The 20,322-nt window shown below is 37.0% G+C and carries 16 protein-coding genes and 1 CRISPR repeat array; of the genes, 5 read left to right on the top strand and 11 right to left on the bottom strand.

From position 1 onward, the window contains the following. Positions 1-25: 25 nt before the first annotated feature. Positions 26-718: a CRISPR direct-repeat array (repeat unit 36 nt; unit sequence GTTTTACAGTTACTTAAATCTTGAGAGTACAAAAAC). Between the two features lie 49 nt (positions 719-767). The 5 genes from csn2-St to ACVRWY_RS08085 all read right to left on the bottom strand — a co-directional run bounded on the left by csn2-St (position 768) and on the right by ACVRWY_RS08085 (position 7,754). Next, complete coding sequence (gene csn2-St, locus ACVRWY_RS08105) at positions 768-1,817, bottom strand: CRISPR-associated protein Csn2-St (RefSeq protein WP_354368697.1); 1,050 nt, start codon at positions 1,815-1,817, stop codon at positions 768-770. Then, positions 1,814-2,137 (bottom strand): CRISPR-associated endonuclease Cas2, encoded by a 324-nt coding sequence (cas2, locus tag ACVRWY_RS08100; RefSeq protein ID WP_354368695.1) that lies wholly within the window; start codon positions 2,135-2,137, stop codon positions 1,814-1,816. The genes csn2-St and cas2 overlap by 4 nt, the downstream gene beginning before the upstream one ends. A gap of 4 nt (positions 2,138-2,141) precedes the next feature. Further along, a complete protein-coding gene (gene cas1, locus ACVRWY_RS08095) occupies positions 2,142-3,050 on the bottom strand; it encodes a type II CRISPR-associated endonuclease Cas1 (protein WP_354368693.1) in 909 nt (302 codons plus the stop codon). 197 nt (positions 3,051-3,247) lie between these two features. After that, complete coding sequence (gene cas9, locus ACVRWY_RS08090) at positions 3,248-6,607, bottom strand: type II CRISPR RNA-guided endonuclease Cas9 (protein WP_354368691.1); 3,360 nt, start codon at positions 6,605-6,607, stop codon at positions 3,248-3,250. A 100-nt stretch (positions 6,608-6,707) separates the two neighbouring features. After that, the gene (locus ACVRWY_RS08085) at positions 6,708-7,754 is read right to left on the bottom strand and encodes an LLM class flavin-dependent oxidoreductase (protein ID WP_354368689.1); all 1,047 of its coding nucleotides are present in this window, start codon (positions 7,752-7,754) and stop codon (positions 6,708-6,710) included. A gap of 139 nt (positions 7,755-7,893) precedes the next feature. Between ACVRWY_RS08085 and ACVRWY_RS08080 the strand changes: the two genes are divergently transcribed. From ACVRWY_RS08080 to ACVRWY_RS08070, 3 genes are read left to right on the top strand one after another with little or no spacing between them, the layout of a single operon-like run. Continuing rightward, positions 7,894-8,022 (top strand): SPJ_0845 family protein, encoded by a 129-nt coding sequence (locus tag ACVRWY_RS08080; protein ID WP_354368687.1) that lies wholly within the window; start codon positions 7,894-7,896, stop codon positions 8,020-8,022. A gap of 3 nt (positions 8,023-8,025) precedes the next feature. Beyond that, positions 8,026-8,925 carry a permease gene (locus tag ACVRWY_RS08075; protein WP_354368685.1) on the top strand — a complete coding sequence of 300 codons (900 nt, stop codon included), beginning with the start codon at positions 8,026-8,028 and terminating at the stop codon, positions 8,923-8,925. Next, positions 8,926-9,741, top strand: a complete 816-nt coding sequence (locus ACVRWY_RS08070) for a TIGR03943 family putative permease subunit (protein ID WP_354368682.1) — start codon at positions 8,926-8,928, stop codon at positions 9,739-9,741. 114 nt (positions 9,742-9,855) lie between these two features. Here ACVRWY_RS08070 and ACVRWY_RS08065 read toward each other — a convergent pair whose 3' ends face one another. Beyond that, the gene (locus ACVRWY_RS08065; RefSeq protein ID WP_435533035.1) at positions 9,856-10,494 is read right to left on the bottom strand and encodes a nitroreductase family protein; all 639 of its coding nucleotides are present in this window, start codon (positions 10,492-10,494) and stop codon (positions 9,856-9,858) included. Positions 10,495-10,950: 456 nt separating this feature from the next. On the opposite strand from ACVRWY_RS08065, the gene ACVRWY_RS08060 reads away from it, so the two are divergent. Together ACVRWY_RS08060 and ACVRWY_RS08055 are read left to right on the top strand one after the other, a co-directional pair. Then, positions 10,951-12,300 (top strand): MFS transporter, encoded by a 1,350-nt coding sequence (locus ACVRWY_RS08060; protein ID WP_354368678.1) that lies wholly within the window; start codon positions 10,951-10,953, stop codon positions 12,298-12,300. 86 nt (positions 12,301-12,386) lie between these two features. Continuing rightward, a complete protein-coding gene (locus tag ACVRWY_RS08055; protein ID WP_354368676.1) occupies positions 12,387-12,755 on the top strand; it encodes a VOC family protein in 369 nt (122 codons plus the stop codon). Between the two features lie 69 nt (positions 12,756-12,824). On the opposite strand, the gene ftsY is transcribed toward ACVRWY_RS08055, so the two are convergent. From ftsY to rnc, 5 genes are all read right to left on the bottom strand, one after another. Continuing rightward, positions 12,825-13,997 carry a signal recognition particle-docking protein FtsY gene (gene ftsY / locus ACVRWY_RS08050; RefSeq protein ID WP_427894527.1) on the bottom strand — a complete coding sequence of 391 codons (1,173 nt, stop codon included), beginning with the start codon at positions 13,995-13,997 and terminating at the stop codon, positions 12,825-12,827. Next, on the bottom strand, positions 13,984-14,817 hold the full coding sequence (locus ACVRWY_RS08045) for a Cof-type HAD-IIB family hydrolase (protein ID WP_354368674.1): 834 nt from the start codon (positions 14,815-14,817) through the stop codon (positions 13,984-13,986). The genes ftsY and ACVRWY_RS08045 overlap by 14 nt, the downstream gene beginning before the upstream one ends. Continuing rightward, positions 14,804-15,619: a Cof-type HAD-IIB family hydrolase gene (locus tag ACVRWY_RS08040; protein ID WP_354368672.1), complete on the bottom strand. Its 816-nt coding sequence runs from the start codon at positions 15,617-15,619 to the stop codon at positions 14,804-14,806. Before ACVRWY_RS08040 ends, ACVRWY_RS08045 begins: the two co-directional genes overlap by 14 nt. 259 nt (positions 15,620-15,878) lie before the next feature. Beyond that, positions 15,879-19,406 (bottom strand): chromosome segregation protein SMC, encoded by a 3,528-nt coding sequence (gene smc, locus ACVRWY_RS08035; protein WP_354368670.1) that lies wholly within the window; start codon positions 19,404-19,406, stop codon positions 15,879-15,881. Position 19,407: 1 nt separating this feature from the next. Next, complete coding sequence (gene rnc / locus ACVRWY_RS08030) at positions 19,408-20,100, bottom strand: ribonuclease III (RefSeq protein ID WP_354368668.1); 693 nt, start codon at positions 20,098-20,100, stop codon at positions 19,408-19,410. Between the last annotated feature and the right edge of the window lie 222 nt (positions 20,101-20,322).

Raw genomic sequence — 20,322 nt, 5'->3', positions numbered from 1 at the left:
GATGAGGCGGAACAAGAGCGGAATGGTTTTACAGTTACTTAAATCTTGAGAGTACAAAAACTCAAAATAATTATGTCGTTTTAGTAATTTAGTTTTACAGTTACTTAAATCTTGAGAGTACAAAAACCTATCCGTTGATAAGTCTATGCTTATCCAGTTTTACAGTTACTTAAATCTTGAGAGTACAAAAACCTGTGTACGTGTCAATATAAAGCTGATTGGTTTTACAGTTACTTAAATCTTGAGAGTACAAAAACTATAGTTTCCTTTCTTTTTTGATATACCTAGTTTTACAGTTACTTAAATCTTGAGAGTACAAAAACAACGCTTATTTTTGAGAATATCCTAATAGGGTTTTACAGTTACTTAAATCTTGAGAGTACAAAAACAGTTCAATCGGCATGGAATTATCTACGGAAGTTTTACAGTTACTTAAATCTTGAGAGTACAAAAACCACTCCTGCGCCTTGCGTTTAGCCTCATCGTTTTACAGTTACTTAAATCTTGAGAGTACAAAAACTGATGAGTTTGACAAGTATATCAAGGACACGTTTTACAGTTACTTAAATCTTGAGAGTACAAAAACAAGGTGGCGATTACCGCAACTAATCCAATGGTTTTACAGTTACTTAAATCTTGAGAGTACAAAAACCCTGCTCTTTCATTTTTGTTTCAATAAACTGTTTTACAGTTACTTAAATCTTGAGAGTACAAAAACCTCAAATCGTCATTCTTGGTTCTTGTACTCCTTTCATTATACCATAAAATTAAGACTTGTCTTGCAAAAATTTCAGTTCTAAAAGGTTAGGTTGAGCCACTAAATAGTCACTAAGTTGATCATATTGATACAGGCGATTGAGTACTTTTAAAATCACCATTTCTTTTATCGACAAGCTAATATGGTCTATATCGTGGCTAAAAAGGTAGCTACCAATTTTTTGGAGGGAAATCATTAATTCTTCTTCTGATGGAGTTTGATTGGTAGGATACTGCTGAGTGATCCGTTGATAGAGAAAATCGAACTCATAAAAATGTTCGACATAATCGGAGACAATATTAATATACTCAATATTATCACGATTAACATAGAGATAACCCTCACTTGATGGAAAATTGATGATATAAAATTGAGGGTATAACTGACACAATGCTTCCAACTTTTGACAGATACGATAAAAAGCTGGGTAATCAAGATAGTCATCTATATTTTTTAAGACCAATAATATTCTTTCTGAGTGTTCTTTTAAGTTCTTTTCTAGCATATTAAGAAAAAACAATAGTTTCTCCTCATTATCAACAAACTCAAAAGCAATCTGTTGCGATCCTAAATAAAAACAAGGTTTAAAGCTTTTGGATAATAACTGCTCTGCCGTAAAATCTTGACTTTCAACACCATATTTTACCTGATAGCAAGTCAAATCGAGTCGCTCATTGATCTTTGAAGTGATAGTGATTAACTTATCGTTGATATCATCTAAATCTTTGGTAATATCTACACTACGCAAGTGTTGCTTCATAAATTCAAAACTAACCGTTCCTTTTTTATAAGCCATCTCTCGGACAAGGTCCTCTACAGTAGATACGGAGAGTATTTTAAAATAATCTCTATTTAATACTACACCCTCGCTGAGTATATCTGGTTCAACTTGATGGTACAGACTGAGATCTTCCGCTGAATACCGTTTACCATCAAAATACCATTTCAATAATTGCCAGATATAATACTTTAACTGCTGGTTTTGACCCGTAATCTGCGTAAATTGGCCAAGATTGATTTCAAGATTTTCTTTATAAGGATGGGAAAATTTTAATTTCATATGATCACCAGCTTATGATTGCTCACGACTTCTTCTTGCTTAGTTTTGCCGCCTACAATGAGAACCATTTCAGAAAATTGCTTTTCAGTTACTGCTAACAATCTCACATTACCAGCAGGTAAGTTACTCATTTTTAGGCGTTTATAAAATTTATTGGCAAAACTCCTATTGGGACAGGTACGATAATAAACAGAAAATTGCAACATCTCAAACCCATTAGCCAGTAATTCTTTACGGAATTGACGATACACTCGCTTATCTTGCGGTGTTTCTGTAGGCAGATCAAAAAAACATAATAATCGCATAGCTTGGTACCTCATCTTATCACTCCATCTCTAAACTTGATACAATCGGACAATAAAATTTACTGCCATCCTTATCCTCGATACACTTGATGAATCCTTTAACGTACTTATCCATAGCTCCCGTCACTGTGCACATCTCATTGCCATATCGAATCCTAGCGTTTAGTAAAGCTGTTAGCCCTAATCGATACTCATATTTTAAATAATCTTGTTCTCGCAATTTTTGATAAACCCAGATATCAACAATTTGCCGAAAAGGTTCCATTAAATCATCAACCAAATTAAACTGGTTGTATTCATTTTTATGGAAGATACCTAAAAGAGGATTGAGCCCATAACCAGAAATAATTCGCGCTAGCTGAGCTCGCATAATAGCGTAGCCGTAGTTAAGACCTGCATTAATGACATCCGTTTCTTTTTGCGTTTCTCTAGAAAAAGTTTTGCCAAATAACGCATTAAAATAAACTTTTGCCGCATGCCCTTCACGATTAGTAGTATCTCCCAATTCAATGGATTCTTTGTATTCTGCTAATGATTGGATAGCATCTAGACTTTTCTCAAACATTGACAGCACATCTTGTTGATTATTTATTTTATAGTAGATCACAATTTGCCAGAGTCTATCTTTTTGTTCTTTGGTCCAAGTCATTTGCGCTTGAAGTTTTTTATAGGCCCTAAAATGTCCATTCTGAGCATGATAGATTCCTGTTGGCAAGTGCTCATTATCACACACGATTAAAGCAATGTTGTACTTACTAAGAGAACTTAGCAGACGAAGAGTAACAACTGTATCTCCTCCTTCTGCCACTATTAGCGAGATGTCACTTAAAGGAATAGTGTACTCCTCACCCTGTTTAATTACAAGAAGATTATCTAGCTTTAAACGCATCCTCTCACTTTGATGAACATGTACAATTCTCCAAGTCATAAGCCCCTCCTTTTTCTAAAACGAAAAGCACCCCGTAATAAAACGGGGTGCTTGATTTCGGCATAAAGCCTTATCTTTGTAGGCTCTGCAAGATTTAAGTAACTGTGCAAGGCGTCCCTTGCACCTTCTATTATATAGCGTTTACAAAAATATTGCAACCCCTTTTCTCATTTATTTTGCTAGTAATTTCTACTGTTTTAAAAACTCAGTTTAGGATGATCTCCTTCTTTTTTGATAAAGTACTGATAACCAAGAACATCGGTTTTAACTTTGTAAATAGAAATATTGGTTTTATTTAAAGTTTTTTTAACCCGTCCAGACTTGTCAGCAGCTCCTAAAACAGTGAGTAAAGCTTGTCTACCATCAAATTTAGCCTTATCATAAGGTTTTAATTCAACAGTATGTTTTTGATTTGGCTTGGTACGTGACAAAAATCTAAATACTTGTTCCTCTCCATTTTCAATATCTTTAATCAGTAGTAAATCATTTTTATAAAGAGTGAACTTGAATTCGGATTCTACAGAAACACCTTCTCTTTGTTTAATCTCATCGTATTTTTCTTGAGAGATGGTGTAATTTCCAGTCCCTTTTTCAAAACTTAAGTCAGCATACTTCAATCCTAATAATTCATATTTAGCCGTCTTAGGATTAAAGTACAGGTCTGCTCTCCAAGGATTGATAGATTGTAAGACCACAGGGTTTTTACTGTCATCTGGTGTGATATCAACATGGTTTCCAAGTTTATTATCATAATATTTCAATGACTTAATCGGTGTTCCTTTGTTTTTACGACTATACTTAGTCATTAAGCCATTTTGTTGCCGATATCTTTCAAAAGGATTTCCAACTTCTTTCCCCTTATCGTCAAACTCTTTGTAATCACGTAGAATCACTTCAATAACCTTTTCCCAAGTCAAAGGATCCTTCTGGTACATTAAAAATACTGTCTTGTCTTTATCATATCGTTCACGGAAGGCATCATAGCCCGTTTGGCTATAGATATCTTTAATTTTACCTAAAACATAGGTTTCTTCTCTCCTATCTCTTGACAATTGCGCTTGTCTTGTTGCATAAATCGTTGCATCCGAGATTTTTCGGTTGACCTTAGAATCTATCTGATAAGAAAAGAGAATCTCATCCTCAAATGATTTTGAAGAAATCGTGTGAACAAAGCCTTGATAAGGTGATTGGAAGACTAATTTCTTGTAGTCGTCATCTGATAAAATCTCACCTGTTTCCAAGTTAATCTTTTGACCTTGCTCATAGTCTTCAAACATCGGGTTATCTTGTTTTTTCCACAATTTTAACTGACTAGAAGCCGCAATAATAAGAGCATCAATAGCATGATGATGATAGGTATCTCGTGTTTTGTCAATTTTCCACTGTCTGCGCAATTGTGAGGTAAATTGACCACGAACTACTGAAACTTTAGTCTCTTTATTCATTGCTTCTAAAGCATCTTGTAAGGTAGTTAGTACTACCCGCGAAGCATAGCGTGTATCAACCAAGTTACGTGCAATAAATTTTCGTCTAACCTCAATTTTATCTATATCTTCTTCTGTTAATAGATACTCACGCTTTTTCTTACTTAATCTCTTACAAGCCAAAACAAAGGCTTTAAATTCCCTATAAGACCAAGCTGACTTCATCCTTGGAATAGCTTGATAAGGTGTTTGCTGCCCTTTTTCTTGGTTTGCAGTTGCTAAAACTAGAACCTTATTGCTCAGACTATCATCAAATGATAAAGACAAAGGCATAATATGATCAATTTCATATTGATTTTGATTATGGATTAGATTATGAATAGAGATATCTTGACCAGTGTATAAACATTTTCCGTCTTGCTGATACCATAAACGAATCTTAGTAGCTAACTGCTTGTGCCCATGAAAGACCTCATCTGGTAGTTCTTTTTTCCCATTGTAAAGGGATGCTGCAAACTCTGTGGCACTCGTCTTTTCTTTAGCATTAGCTTTTTGCCCATCCGCAATTCGCTTCTTCTCATCATCTTCATTTTTATCACGTGGCATTTCAATAACGATCTGATCAAATTCTCCCCACTTTTTGATACACTCATTGATGATTTTAATAGCTTGTCGAACAGATTTAGCAACAACAGGATTATAAATCTCCTCTGTAGCATCCTGCTCATTGATGTACTTGGTTCGAAGAGTGATTTTTCGCTCAGGAGACACTTTATTTAGCCTCGTCAAAATAGTCCTCTGTTCCTCACTAGTAGCATATAACTCAGGGATAAGCTCGGACATCAATTTTGACGAAAAACTATGCCATCCTTTTCCAAATAACTGACTTTTAGATTTTCTAAACTGAATCAATTCATCAATTTGTTCTCTTGAAAATTGATTGGGTAAATCTTTTGAAATAGCTTCTTCAATTCCTTCTCTATCAGTATTTAGAGTTAAAATACGTGCTAATTCATCTAGCGTTTCACGAGATAAGCTTGCTACATCAAGCGTTTCTAATTTGGTCATTGCTCGATAAGCTTCAAAAGTGTGCAAATCTGGTTTTTCTTTATTGTCAATACGATAGCCTTTGATGTCATCTTTGGAGCATCCAACCATCTTAGCAATTTCTTTTAGTAATTTGTCAGGTCCTAAAGTTGTAGCAGTAGTTGCAAATCTAACTAGGTCTTTCTTCTGTTCAGAGCTTAAACACTTGGTCTCTGTAGGAAGCGTCAAATTATTCAAATCATTTAAAAAATTGAATTCTTGTGCAGTATAGGAAGCCTTTGCTGCACGGTACTCATCCGGATAGATACTACATTTTCCAACTAAAATATCAAAAATATTATCAAGCGTCGTACCATCTGTACGATAGCGTCCATAGTCCGTCCGAGATTTTTCATTTCCTGGACCATGGTAATATTTTCTTTTTGAGGTCAAAATAGTAATAAAATCCTCAATAAATTCTGAACTAATTTGAGGATAATAGAGTGCCTGTGTCTCTAAGATTTGCTCTGCTTCTTTTTTATAATCTGTCGTCGAAAAGACATTGATAATTCGCTGTTGCTCTCCTTCAGGTGTCACAATGTCAAAATCTCCACGTATCTGACCATATTTTTCAAAGCGTTCCCATTGAATTTGTCCTGGCGTTCTTGTTTTTAGGAGCTCTTTATTAGCTAAAACAGATTTGGCATAATTAGTTTTAGCGCTTGCACTATCATCCTCTGCATCATCAAGATAAGATATCCCCCGATGCTTACTAAGATTTTTCAATACAGCAAACAGTTCCTCAGGCGCTAACTTCTCTGTCAGTCCTCTAACCCGCAGCTCATATGGGTTTAAATTTAGATTGTTAAATCGTGTCTCTAGTCTGTATTTTTCAAATAAATCTTTCACACGTTTCATACGATGCTTCTTACGACGACTCAAACGTCTCCCGCCACGAAATCCTCGACGCTCTGCATTGTTAGCTGCATTAGCTGATGGAAAAATGCGAGAACTGGCATGGATGACTTCCCCAGTTGTTGTATCAATAACACCCACACCAACCGAAGCAATACCTATATCTAAACCTAAAATTTTACCATTTGTCATAGTAGATCTCCTTATAGAAGTAATCGATTACATTATAACACAATTTACTTTACTAGAAAATAATTAAAAAGCACTTTCCAAATTGAAAAGTGCTGGCTATTTATTTTTTTTCAAAATGTGCTCTCACTTTTGGGGCAACTTTTTCACCAAAGAGACGAATAGCTTTTAGCGTCTCTTCATGCGGCATGGAGCCGATTGGAAGATGAAGCATGAAGCGATCCAAATCAAGATCTTCAATAATTTTAATGATTTTTCTTGCCACATGATCAGGATCTCCTACAAACATGGCGCCATCTGGTCCAACAGCTTGAAGATAATCTTCATAAGTCATCTCTTTCCAATGCGGACGGTCTTTACTAATGGCATCAACCACCTGCTTTGTCGGATGGAAATACTCTTTAATAGCTATTTTAGTATCCTCTGCAATCCAGCCCCAAGAGTGAGCCGCAACTTTAAGTTGTTCTGAAGAATGGCCATGACGGCTACCAATCTCTTTATAAATACGAACTAATTGGCGAAAAGCCTTTGGATTACCGCCAATTGTTGCATAGGCAATAGGAAGTCCTTGCTCTGCAATACGGACAGTTGAATCAAGATTACCCCCTGTGGCTACCCAAACTGGAAAATCTTTTTGAACAGCTCGAGGATAGACAGGACGATTATCCACAGACTGCGTATGTTGACCTTGCCATTTCAGATTGGTATTTTCCTTAATCGCCAGAAGCATGTCTAATTTTTCATTAAATAAGTCTTCATAATCATTTAAATCATACCCAAAAAGTGGGAAAGACTCAATAAAGGACCCACGACCTGCCATAATTTCCGCTCTGCCGTTTGACAAAGCATCAATAGTAGCATACTGCTGATAAACACGAACAGGATCAATTGAGGACAAAATGGTTACCGCACTGGATAAGCGGATATGTTGGGTGTTCACCGCTCCTGCCGCCAAAATAATTTCTGGAGCTGATACAGCAAAATCTTCACGATGATGCTCACCGACTGCATAGATATCTAAGCCAACTTGATCTGCCAACTCAATTTCTTCAATCATATTCCGAATACGTTCATCATGCGAAAGAGTTTTTCCTGTTTTTTCAAGGGGAGTTGTTTCACCAAAAGTTGAAATGCCAAGTTCGATTGTCATAAGATTTTCCTCCGATAAGTGATGATGAAGATATATTATCACTAATTAGTGATAATTGCAAGTCTTTTGTTCAAATTTTGTAAAATCTGTTATTTGCTAGTATAATAGACCTATTAAAAATAGAAAGTTGGTCCAACTGATGGCAATTACCTTTAAAAAACTCGACGATTTAGAAAAAATGATGGAAAATTTTGCAACCCTTCCTCCTATTGAAACCACACCTCCTCCTCAAAAAGAAGAAGATAAAAAAGAAAGTAAAGAGAGTTGATCCATGACTCTATTTCAACAACTTCCTGATAGCCTTCTACAGATGCTGGCCATCTTTTTATCAATTATCATTGAAGCCCTGCCCTTTGTTTTACTAGGTAGTATCTTATCAGGTTTCATTGAGATTTTTGTAACACCAGATAAAGTTGCACAGTTTCTGCCTAAAAACAAGATCTTACGCATTTTGTTTGGTACCTTCATTGGTTTTATTTTTCCGTCATGCGAATGTGGGATCGTCCCTATTATTAATCGCTTTCTAGAGAAAAAAGTTCCTAGCTATACGGCAATCCCTTTTTTAGCCACTGCTCCTATTATTAACCCTATTGTACTTTTTGCGACCTATTCTGCTTTTGGTAACTCGATTAAATTTGTCCTACTAAGGCTACTCGGTGCTATTCTTATCGCTCTTTCTCTTGGTATCTTACTAGCTTTTGTTGTAGATGACAATATTCTAAAAGAAAATAAGGAAAATCATGATCATGCTAGCCATCATGATTCAAGTGGAAAAAAAATCTTTTTAGCGCTGAGTCATGCTATTGATGAGTTTTTTGACACAGGACGTTACCTCATTTTTGGGTCCTTGGTTGCCTCAGCAATGCAAATCTATGTCCCAACACGAATCCTAACTACTATTGGGCATAGTCCACTTATGGCGATCTTAGTCATGATGCTCCTTGCCTTACTTCTTTCACTTTGTAGTGAGGCAGATGCCTTTATCGGCGCCTCCTTATTATCAACTTTTGGCATTGCACCTGTTTTAGCCTTTCTTTTGATTGGTCCTATGGTAGATATCAAAAATCTCTTAATGATGCGCAAATACTTCAAGGGACGTTTTATTTTGCAATTTGTTAGCCTATCTAGTCTAATGGTAATCTTATATTGCATTCTTGTGGGGGTGATTTAGATGTTACGCTTTTTAATTCTCGTTGGCTATCTTGAGCTATCCATGTACCTCAAATTATCTGGCAAGCTAGACCAATATATCAACACACATTACTCCTACCTTGCCTATATCTCTATGGCTTTAGCCTTTATTTTAGCTATGGTCCAGTTAGTCATTTGGATGAAACAAATCAAGGTACATTCACATCTTCATGGAACATTAGCTAAATTGTCTAGCATCGTATTGATGACCTTTCCTATTTTTGTTGGTCTTTGTGTTCCAACAGTTACGCTAGATTCAACAACAGTTTCTGCTAAAGGTTATCATTTTCCACTAGCTGAGGGATCTAGTTCTTCTGGTCAAAGTTCAGATGGGACAAGCGTGCAATATTTAAAACCTGATACAAGTCTGTATTTCACGAAATCCGCTTATGAAAGTGAAATGAAAAAAGCTGAGAAAGCCTATTTAGGCACAGATAAATTAGTCATCACCACTCAAAACTATATGGAAGTGATGGAAATTATTTATAAATATCCCAATGACTTTATTGGTCGAGAAATTGAGTATGTCGGCTTTGTTTATAATGACCCTGAAGACTCAGACAGTCAATTTCTCTTTAGATTTGGGATTATCCACTGTATTGCCGACTCCGGTGTCTATGGCTTACTAACAACTGATGCTAGTGAACACTATGAAAACAATACTTGGGTCAAAGCCACAGGAACTATTCGCCTCGAATATAATCAAAACCTCAAACAAACCCTCCCCGTCCTTCACATCACAAAAAGCCAAAAAACTCAAGAACCACAAAACCCATACGTCTATCGTACGTTTTAAGCATAAGATACTGAGAGCAGGGGAAAATCTTACATTTTCTTAAAACTTTTAGCTAAACTCTCTATCAATAAATAAAAATACGCCTTTTTTGATCATAAAGGCGTATTTTTATCGTTATTTAAACTGAGTAACCCTTTTAGCATCTAATCGAACGGACTGATAGCCGCTTTCTTTAGCCTTACCAATTGAAACAATCATAACAGGGAGGTAACGTTCTGGATCTAAGTCAAATGCTTCTGCCAGTTGATCAGCTTCAAAACCACCAATTGGATTGGTATCTAGCCCATAAGAACGTGCCACTAACATGAACTGCATCGCTACTAGACTGGCATCAATTTTCACAATATCTCGCATGGCTTCACGAGAAAGATTTTGATACATTGGGATAATTGCATTTAGTTGTTTATCACGTACTTCTTTAGGCATTTTTCCTTCTGCAACTGCCTTATCATAAATTTCAGGACCGTATTCGTAACACTGGGTATCACCAAAAATTAAGATCATAGCTGCTGAGGTTTCATTTTGGTTAGTATTAAAACGAACCAATGGCTTGAGCTTGTCTTTGCCTTCTGGTGTATCCACCACAACAAATCGCCATGGCTGTAAGTTTACCGAAAAGGGAGCAGTGACTGCCTCATCCAATAATTGTAAAATGTCTTCACGAGATAATTTAAAGGTCTCATCATAATCACGAATGGACTTGCGTTCAAACGTAATTTTATCAAACTGATTTTCTAGACGTTTCATTTTTATAACCCCTTTATTTCAATCGCACACGATTGATTTATGATATCATTGAGTTTATCAAGTTTCTAGATTTTTGTCAACATTTTATCATCTCTTTCTTTATACTCAAATGACAACTAATACCACTTTTAAAATGGTAAGGAGACAAATGTTACATTGTACAAAAAAAGATGATGAGCACAGCTAACTTCAGATTGACCTCACTAAAGTGGTACAAAATCTCAAATAATCCTTTACAGGAAAACTAAGACACCAATTTAGCAATCTCCCTTCTTAGTAAAGAAGAAATTGACAAATGACCTCGAAATAACTAAAAGTTAATGACCGCTTTAGACGACCGACTTCACTAAAAGACTGCTTGAACTTTCCCATCAATCGTGTTAAGCTAGTATTATCTAAATTTTATCATCAAAAGGTAGTAGCCAAGTCTGTGCTACCTTTTTATATTTTATGGAGGATACAATGCCATCAAAAGACACTGTCTCAAAAAATACCACCTTGTCCATCGTTGCTGCTGCTCTCCTTGGTTTTGCTGGTATCTTATCTGAAACAAGTATGAACGTCACCTTTCCAACCTTGCAAAAAGTCTTTGATCTCCCTTTATCAAGTTTGCAATGGATTACGACTGTCTATCTCTTAGCTGTTGCCATTTCCATGACCATCAGTGCTACCTTGCAACAAAATGTCAAAGAGAAAACCATTTTAAATCTCGCCCTAGTCCTTTTTACCTCAGGAACTGTCTTAGCCTTTATCACCAATTTCTTTCCGATGATGATTACAGGGCGTGTGCTACAAGGGCTCGGAACAGGAATTGGGATGACACTTATGTTTAATTTAATTCTGGAGCGTGTGCCTCAAAATAAAATTGGAACTTACATGGGAATTGGAGGACTGATTATGAGTCTTGCGCCCGCATTTGGTCCCACTTATGGTGGCTTTATGATTGCACACCTTCCTTGGCAATGGATTTTTATTTTTATTCTGCCTGTTCCAATCATCTGCTTTATTCTCAATCAGATCTATATGGAAAATAGTCCCAAAACTCACAAGCGTCCTTTTGATCTATTAGCTTTTAGCTTATTAGCCATTTCACTCACAAGCTCTCTTCTTGCCATCACGAGCTTAGAAGAAGGACATCCCAATTGGACCTACTTCCTCTTATTTTTACTCACTCTAAGCGCCTTTGTCAGACGGAGTTTAAAAATGAAAACACCTTTTCTTGATATTCGTGTATTGAAAGTCCCTACGGTTTGGCTTGGGTTAATCCCTTTTTTCATCTATCAATTTTCAAATCTAGGTTCTAACTTCATTATTCCAAACTTCTTAATTGAAGTAAAGGGAGCTAGCTCCACCTTGGCAGGATTTGCCCTACTTCCTGGAACACTTTTAGGAGCACTTCTTGCACCTTTCTTTGGTAAATTCTATGATCGTAAAGGCCCAAAACCATCTCTTTATATTGGTAATACCCTCTTTGCTCTGGCTCTGTTTATCATGGCTAGTATGACCTCATCGTTAACTGTCTTTAGTTTAGCACTCTCTTATATCGTTTTTACTTTTGGACGTAACATGGCCTTTAACAATACTTTGGCAGTATCTGTTTCCCAACTCCCACAAGATAAAAAAGCAGATGCTTCAGCGATTTTCCAGATGATGCAACAATTTGCTGGGGCACTTGGAACAGCTATCTCTTCTGTTTTAGTCAATACCAGCTCCACACTAACCCAAGGCGTACAAGCTGTCTTTACTTTGCAACTCTTTCTTGTTCTTGCCATCTATTTCTTCTTCTTTAACTTATTTAAACAATTAAAATAAGAGGAAAATTCTGTAAACCCTTTCAACAAGGGTTTTTCTTTTTGCGTAATTATGATATAATATAGAACGTTGAAAAGGAGAAAATCATGTTTAATACAGAATTTGGAATCATGATCTATGTTGAAGATGTAGAAAAAGAAAAGGAATTTTGGAAAAGTCTTGGTTTTGTCATTTCAAATGAACAGACTATCTTAGACTATCCATCGTTTGACATGAAAATTAACCCTGAGTCAAACTGTAAATTTACAGTCTATTCTCTTGAATTTATCCGTACTTATTCACCAGAAGTTGCTGAAAACCAACCAAGTTTACTCTTCACCAGTACAGATATCGAAACACTCTACGAAAAAGTGAAGCAGATTAGCCCTTATGTCAGTGAGCTCAATGAATTACCTTTCAAAAACTTTAATTTCTCATCTGCAACTGGACAATACTATGCTGTAAGAGAAGCTTAAAAATAGAAACTAAGCATCATTTTTATAACTTAAAATCCCCATTTTCTAATAGAAAATGGGGATTTTGATTTATACAATGCCTTCCAAGAGACCTTTTACAAAATCTTCGGAATTAAACTCTCCAATATCATCGATTTTTTCTCCAAAACCAATAAATTTAACAGGGATGTCCAACTCTTCACGAATAGCCAAGACAACGCCACCACGCGCTGTCCCATCAATCTTAGTCAATACAAGACCAGTTAGAGGGGTTATCTTAGAAAACTCTTTAGCTTGTACCAAAGCATTTTGACCAGTCGAGGCATCTAAAGCAAGAAGTGTCTCGTGGGGAGCATCAGGCAATACTCGCTTAATAATACGTCCAATTTTTTCAAGCTCTGCCATCAAGTGATCTTTATTTTGCAAACGTCCAGCCGTATCAATCAACAAAATATCGACACCCTCTGCAACAGCTTTTTCCATCCCATCAAAAACAACTGAGGCAGGGTCTGCTTTTTCAGGACCAGTTACAACTGGAACATCAACTCGACGCCCCCACTCCGCTAACTGTGCCACTGCACCAGCACGGAAGGTATCTGCTGCAACCAACATCACTTTTTTTCCAGCCGTTTTATACTTATGCGCTAATTTTCCGATAGAAGTCGTTTTACCAACACCATTAACACCCACAAAAAGCATGACCGTCAAATCATCTTGAAAATTGATCTTCTCATTATCAAAACCATCTTTTTCATATAAATCAACCAATTTTTCAATAATGACACGACGCAACTCTTCTGGTTTTTTAGCATTTTCTAATTTTGCTTCATAGCGTAATTCCTCTGTCAAATTTGTGGCAACTGTCACACCCACATCTGATAAAATAAGCATCTCTTCAAGCTCTTCAAAAAAATCCTCATCTACTCGACGGAAATTAGCTAAGAAAGCATTGAGACGTGCTCCAAACCCTGTTCGCGTCTTTTTAAGACTACGATTGTATTTTTCACTTTCTGTTTCAAGAGCAGGAACTTCTTGTTCTTCTTGTGGTTTTGTTTCTTCTGGTTTAACATAAGTTCCCTCAGCAATAGCTTTTTCAATTTCAGCACGCTTGGCATAGTACTCAGCCATAAAATCTTTAGCTGCTTGATTGGTTTCTATTTTTTCCTCTGCTAAATCTTCGTTCACCACCGTGTCATCAGATGTGACCTGTGTCGCATCAACCCTTGTAGCCTCTTCTCCAAATAAATCATTAAATAATCCCATGCTCTTCTCCTAAAATGAATTTTTCAACTGCCCAAGCTAAACCTGAGTCATTATTTGTATGGGGTGTCACCACATCTGCTTTTTCTTTTAATGCTGGAACACCATTTTTCATCGCAATCCCTAAACCTGCCCATTCAATCATGGTCAAGTCATTTTCCTCATCACCAATAGCTAGTACCTCTTTGGGACTAATCTCAAGATGCCGACAGAGGTGAGCTAAGCCCGCTGCCTTGTGAACCCCTTTAGGCATAAACTCTAGAACAATGTCACGTGATTTAAAGACCTCTACGTGCTGCCCTAACAAATCTTGTAAAACAGGAAGTTTTTCATCCAAAACCCTAGCATCATAAGCTGATAAAACCTTATTTAACACAATATCTTTTGGCAAATCTTCGATGCGATCTAGTTTATGAAAAACGAGATGGGGATTAACCGCTTGATAAAGTGAATGAAGCCCATCTGGATTATACTCATAAACATGAGCATCACTTAAAATATCAAGGGGTAAACCCATAGCCCCTGCTATTTCAACAATTCGTCTAGCCTCTAAATAAGACATCTCTTTTTTATCTAAAATCTCACCCTGATTATTTTGAACTAGACCACCATTAAAAGTAATAGAGTAGGAGTCTTTTGTCATCAAATCAAGCTCCTCAAGAAGGTATTCAATAGCTTTTAAAGGACGCCCTGTGGTCACCACAACATGAACACCTTTTTCTCTTGCTTTTTTCAAAGCCTGCTGGTTTCTTCGAGTGACTTCTTTTTGATCTGTAAAAAGAGTGCCGTCTAAATCCATGGCAATTAACTTAATAGACATCATCTACCAATCCTTCCATATAGGATAATACCGCTCCAGTGTGAGCGTGACCAATCTCAATATCAGCTATTTTTTTTATGGCTTCTCTAGCGTTTTCTGGAGCCACAGCATAGCCAGCCATGCCCATCATCTCTAAATCGTTAAGGTTATCCCCAAAAGCAACAACATTTTCTAGTCCTATTCCTAATCCTTGACAAAGATGCTCCAAACCAACACCCTTGTGAACATCTTTTAAAATGATATCCACTGATTCAAAACCTGTGGTCACAGCCGTAGCATAAGGAACAGCTTGATTCAACCAAGCCACCCCTGCTTCCATCTCTTCTGGAGAAATATTGGTAGTCACTTTAAAAATATCGTCCGTCACCTCTGAAAAGGAGCTAACCAATTGAATATTTTCATAATATTGAGCCATAAAGGCACGATAACTGGGACTGGTCTCCTCAAGCATATAGGCGCCATCTTTTCCAGACAAGAGCAAGTCCGTCCCTTTTGCATAAGGACTATTTTTAATCACATCCACCAAATCTAGATACTGCTTTGTGGTCATCTTAGCTTCAAAAAGTATCTCACCTTGATAAGTGACAACACTTCCATTTTCAGCCACTAAAGCAATCTGTTCCAAATACTCTTTAAACAACTCTTCTAAGGCTAAAAGAGGACGTCCACTAGCCACTGCAAAAATAATATTTTCCTGAGCTAATTTAGGCAATAAAGTCGTCAAACGGGTACGATCAAATTGACCATTTTCATCCAAAAATGTTCCATCCATGTCTGTTGCAAGTAACTTAATCTCTTGGGCCATACTAACTCTCCTATTTATCATACTCTTATTTTATCAAAATTTTAAAAAATCTTCTCGATTATCCCTCATTTCTCCTCTTTTTAACTGTTATCATATTTCAATCACTTCTAAAAAAGTAAAGATTTCTTATCATTATCAAGTCCATTTTTAGTGAAATCTTTTTGAAGGATTAAAAAATAGCCAAAGACCTACTTCTTAAAGGGCATAACGGAGCCTTGTTAAGAAGCATGATTGTCTTAGGCTATTTGTATCATCATTTTTAGGTGGCTACATCTTTCAATTTAACTGAAACTAATTTAGACACCCCTGATTCTTGCATGGTGACACCATAAATACTATCTGCTGCCGCCATAGTCCCTTTACGATGGGTCACGACAATAAACTGACTAGACTTATCAAAGCGATTGAGATAATCTCCAAAACGCTTCACATTGGCCTCATCTAAAGCTGCCTCAACCTCATCTAAGATGACAAATGGAATGGTTTTGACCTTGATGATGGCAAAAAGAAGAGCCAAAGCAGAGAGTGCTTTCTCTCCTCCACTCATGAGATTCAGTGACTGAATTTTCTTGCCTGGTGGTTGAACTGATATCTCTACTCCCGCTGAAAGAAGATCTGAACTCGTCAAAATCAAATCTGCAGCCCCACCTCCAAACATACTTCTAAAAGTCTGCTTAAAATTATCACGAATGGCCTCAAAGGTTGTGGTAAAGCGTTCCTTAACCTCAGCATCCATATCTGAAATGGTATCTAGTAACATGGTCTTAGCCTGAACAAGATCCGATTTTTGACTGCTAAGAAAACTCAAACGTTGGCTAACTTCCTCAGACTGCTCAACAGCCTCTAAATTGATAGGACCTAAATCTTTAATGGAGCGCTCCAAATCCATCAAACGTTGTTTGGCAAGGCTACTATTTTCAACAAACTGGGCAGCCTGCTTAGCTTCATCATATGATTTTTGATAATCAGTAATTAAGCGATGCCCTAACTGTTGCAACTGGCTAATGCTAGCCTTTAATTCTGTTTCCAAAGCCGCTTGATTACGGATAAAGGAGTCATTTTTTTGACCTAGACTGGTTAGCTTCTCCTCAATTTCTTCCAGCTGAGCTTCTGTATCCTCTAACTCAAACTGCAACTTAATGCTATCTTGTTGTAGGCGATCAGCTTGAGCTTTAAAATGCCTTATCTTTTCCTCTAAATCAGGTAAATTTTCAGAAGATAGCTGATGACTGGCTTCCAGAAAAGCCTCTAGCTCTTGAATCTTGGACACTACCTGCTCCAAATCTAACTCTAGTCTAGAGAAATTGGCTGATTCAAATTTTAAGGTATTTGCTAATTCTCGCTCGCTCAGCTGTCGCTCATTTAATAATTGACTGACATCTGAAAGCTCTTTCGTTAGACTTTCCTTATTTTCTTTAAGCTGATGCATCTCTTTTTGAAGTTCTTCTTTTTGTTTTTGGATGTTTTCCAAGTCTTGATGCAACTGTGCTTTTTGCTCCAGTAACCCTTTCTCTCTCAAGTGATTATCTTTTGGAACTAACTTTGAAAAAGCCAATTCTAAATCAGACAAACGCTCCGACAACTGCTGATACTGTAGCTCCTCTTTTTGCTCTAATAGCCTAGCTTGCTCTCCTGCTTGTTTTAGATTTTCCAATCCTTGACGAGCTCCATCTAACGTTTTCTTGAGGCTAGCTACCTCTTGCTCCAAGCCTAATAGATCTACTGATAAGGCCGTGACGTCTTGTTTTAATTGATCAAGTTCTGGTTTAATAAAAGTTGGATTTTGTTGTCTCCTACTACCTCCAGAAAAAACACCACCTGGTCGAATCTCACTGCCATCTAGGGTCACTATCCTCACTTGATAGCGCAATTCACGCGCCGCTTGATTGGCTTGGTCAATAGTTTGAAAAATAGCTGTTGTCCCTAGTAAATTTTTGAAAATCGCCGACAAAGCAGCATCGTAGGTTACTAGCTCACTTGCTAAACCAACAAAACCTGAAAGACGCGATAAATGAGTAATAACCTCATCTGATAAATAACGTGGCTTAATGGTAGTTAAGGGTAAAAAAGTGGCTCTTCCCTGACGACTTTTTTGTAAAAATTGAATCGAACGTTTCGCAGCAGACTCGTCTTCAACGATAATATGTTGACTACTAGCCCCCAATGCAATCTCTAAAGCTGTCTGATAAGATGGGGCAAAACTAAGATGCTCACTAACTGCTCCTATAATGCCATCTAACTCATGACTCGCCTTTAGTACAGCCCTGACACCTGCATAAAATTGACTATGGCTTTTTTGGATCTGTTTTAAACTTTCTTGCCTTGCTTCTTTGTGTTTAATCTGATCCATTTGATGAAACATCTGAGCTTGTTTTTCTTTATAAACTTCCTCTAGTCTTAACACCTCTTGTGATCTGTTTTGATAGTCTGCGAGCAAATCTTCAACTTGTTGTTTTGCAGACTGGTAACTCTTCAAGGCAACTTGAGTTTGTTGAGTTAAACTTAAGATTTCTGAATTTAACTTTTCAGTTTCTTCGGATTGAGTGTTTTGAGTTTCTTGATAGCTTTTAAGATCTGTCTCCACTTGCGTCAAAAGGGTTTTCTGATCAGCCTCTGTTTGCATCAAATCGACAAATTCATCTCTTAGCTGCTCTAAAACCTGATCAGGATTTTGATCAAAACGTGCCAACTTTTGTTTAAGACTTTGAATATCTCGCTCAACTTCTTTAAGTTGGGCCTCCACTTGATCAATCGTTGCTTGCTTTTCTGTTAATTCTTGATCAAGCTGGTTTTTATCCTCTTTCAAAACCTCTAACTCTTTTAAGGCGTCAGCTCTTTTTTCTGCAGTTTGACTTGATTCAAGTGCCAATAAAGCAGCTTCTTTGTCTAACTCGCTCACTGTTTTAGTAGTATCCTGCCATTTTTCTTGACAGGTTTTGATTTGCTCCGCTAGATCTTGTCTATCTTTTTTTAAAAGATGATAGTCCTGATCTAACTCGGCTTTCTCCGCATAATAAGCATCCAGCGTTTCTTGAGCATCTTTGAGTTCCAACTCAAGTTTAGCCTGCTTTTGTTTCTGGTCTTCTATTTGATAAATCAGCAAATCTAAATCGAGTTGTTTTCTCTCTTTTTCTAAAATTAAAAATTGTTTTGCTGTTTCTGCTTGTTGTTTAAGCGGCTTTAATTGAAGATCCAATTCATAAATAATATCTTCTAGACGATCCAAGTTATCTTGAGTCTGATTAAGTTTTGATTCTGTTTCTTTTTTACGTGTCTTATATTTCAAAACACCAGCCGCTTCTTCAAAAATTGCTCGTCTTTCCTCAGGCTTACTGTTAAAAATCGATTCCACACGACCTTGAGAAATGATAGAAAAAGAATCACGACCTAAACCAGTGTCCATAAACAACTCATGAATATCTCGCAACCGAACCTTTTTCCCATCAATCAAATAATCACTATCACCATTTCGATAAATGTGACGTTCTATTCGGATTAAATCCGAGGCTTGTTTGATAAAATGATCAGAATTATCTAAGGTAACGGCAACACTTGCAAAGTTAAGAGCTTTTCGTCCTTGAGTTCCTGCAAAAATAACGTCAGGCATCTTGCCACCTCGAAGACTCTTTGCACTCGATTCTCCCAAAGCCCATCTTAAACTCTCTGTAATATTACTTTTTCCTGAACCATTGGGTCCAACAACAGCCGTAACCCCTTGATCAAAGTCAATTAAGGTCTTATCTGCAAATGATTTGAAACCTTGCATTTCAATTGATTTTAAGTACATTTTACCCTCTTGTTAAAATCTCCAAAGCGGCCTTAGCTGCTGCTTGTTCAGCTGATTTTTTTGACTTTCCACTTCCTTGTGCGACCTCTTGTCCATCAACCACAACTTTTACTTCAAACAATTTAGCATGTGCAGGACCAATTTCACGAAAAACTTGATAGGAAATCTTAACTTCTCCTTCTATCTGCAAATACTCTTGAAGTTTGGTCTTATAATCTGTGACGCGCTGATAATTTCCAGCTTCAACCTCTGGTATCATCACTTGATAAAGAAAATCTTTCACAACCTCAACACCTTGATCCAGTAAAACGGCACCCAAAAAGGCTTCAAATAAATCACCTAGGATCGTTGCGCGTTGTCTCCCACCTGACTTTTCCTCACCTTTTCCAAGTTTGATAAACTGATCAAATCCGCATGAAATAGAAAATCCTGCCAAGCTCTCTTCACGAACAATCATCGAGCGCATTTTTGAGAGATCACCCTCAGCTTTTTTAGGGTAGGCTGCAAAAAGATATTGAGAGATAATCAGTTGCAGAACAGCGTCTCCTAAAAATTCCAGACGCTCATTATGTGAAATATTTAGGAGGCGGTGTTCATTAGCATAACTCGTATGGGTAAAGGCTGTCTCAAGTAAAGAGAGATCTTTAAATACGATGCCAAAATCTTGCTTTAGTTTTTGAATTAAAAGTTGCATGACTATCCTTTCTAATTAACATCATAAATCATCTTACCATTATATCAAAATTCATACTAGCTGACTATAGAGAAAAGTAGGGGATACTGTAGCGTTTGTAGCGTTACAATAGATGTGAGACTTCTAGAAGTCAAAAAGAAGATTCCCTGATATGATAAGAGTACCACCACTCACCAAAAAGGAATCTTCTCATGACTAGTATATCACAAAATCTTCGCTATT

It is taken from the genome of Streptococcus porcorum (genome assembly GCF_053203725.1).
This window is presented reverse-complemented; position numbering and strand designations above follow the sequence as displayed.

Excerpts from the sequence above, each read along its gene's own strand:
- csn2-St (WP_354368697.1), bottom strand. The coding sequence starts at position 1,817 with ATGAAATTAAAATTTTCCCATCCTTATAAAGAAAATCTTGAAATCAAT.
- cas2 (WP_354368695.1), bottom strand. The coding sequence starts at position 2,137 with ATGAGGTACCAAGCTATGCGATTATTATGTTTTTTTGATCTGCCTACA.
- cas1 (WP_354368693.1), bottom strand. The coding sequence starts at position 3,050 with ATGACTTGGAGAATTGTACATGTTCATCAAAGTGAGAGGATGCGTTTA.
- cas9 (WP_354368691.1), bottom strand. The coding sequence starts at position 6,607 with ATGACAAATGGTAAAATTTTAGGTTTAGATATAGGTATTGCTTCGGTT.
- ACVRWY_RS08085 (WP_354368689.1), bottom strand. The coding sequence starts at position 7,754 with ATGACAATCGAACTTGGCATTTCAACTTTTGGTGAAACAACTCCCCTT.
- ACVRWY_RS08080 (WP_354368687.1), top strand. The coding sequence starts at position 7,894 with ATGGCAATTACCTTTAAAAAACTCGACGATTTAGAAAAAATGATGGAA.
- ACVRWY_RS08075 (WP_354368685.1), top strand. The coding sequence starts at position 8,026 with ATGACTCTATTTCAACAACTTCCTGATAGCCTTCTACAGATGCTGGCC.
- ACVRWY_RS08070 (WP_354368682.1), top strand. The coding sequence starts at position 8,926 with ATGTTACGCTTTTTAATTCTCGTTGGCTATCTTGAGCTATCCATGTAC.
- ACVRWY_RS08060 (WP_354368678.1), top strand. The coding sequence starts at position 10,951 with ATGCCATCAAAAGACACTGTCTCAAAAAATACCACCTTGTCCATCGTT.
- ACVRWY_RS08055 (WP_354368676.1), top strand. The coding sequence starts at position 12,387 with ATGTTTAATACAGAATTTGGAATCATGATCTATGTTGAAGATGTAGAA.
- ftsY (WP_427894527.1), bottom strand. The coding sequence starts at position 13,997 with ATGGGATTATTTAATGATTTATTTGGAGAAGAGGCTACAAGGGTTGAT.
- ACVRWY_RS08045 (WP_354368674.1), bottom strand. The coding sequence starts at position 14,817 with ATGATGTCTATTAAGTTAATTGCCATGGATTTAGACGGCACTCTTTTT.
- ACVRWY_RS08040 (WP_354368672.1), bottom strand. The coding sequence starts at position 15,619 with ATGGCCCAAGAGATTAAGTTACTTGCAACAGACATGGATGGAACATTT.
- smc (WP_354368670.1), bottom strand. The coding sequence starts at position 19,406 with ATGTACTTAAAATCAATTGAAATGCAAGGTTTCAAATCATTTGCAGAT.
- rnc (WP_354368668.1), bottom strand. The coding sequence starts at position 20,100 with ATGCAACTTTTAATTCAAAAACTAAAGCAAGATTTTGGCATCGTATTT.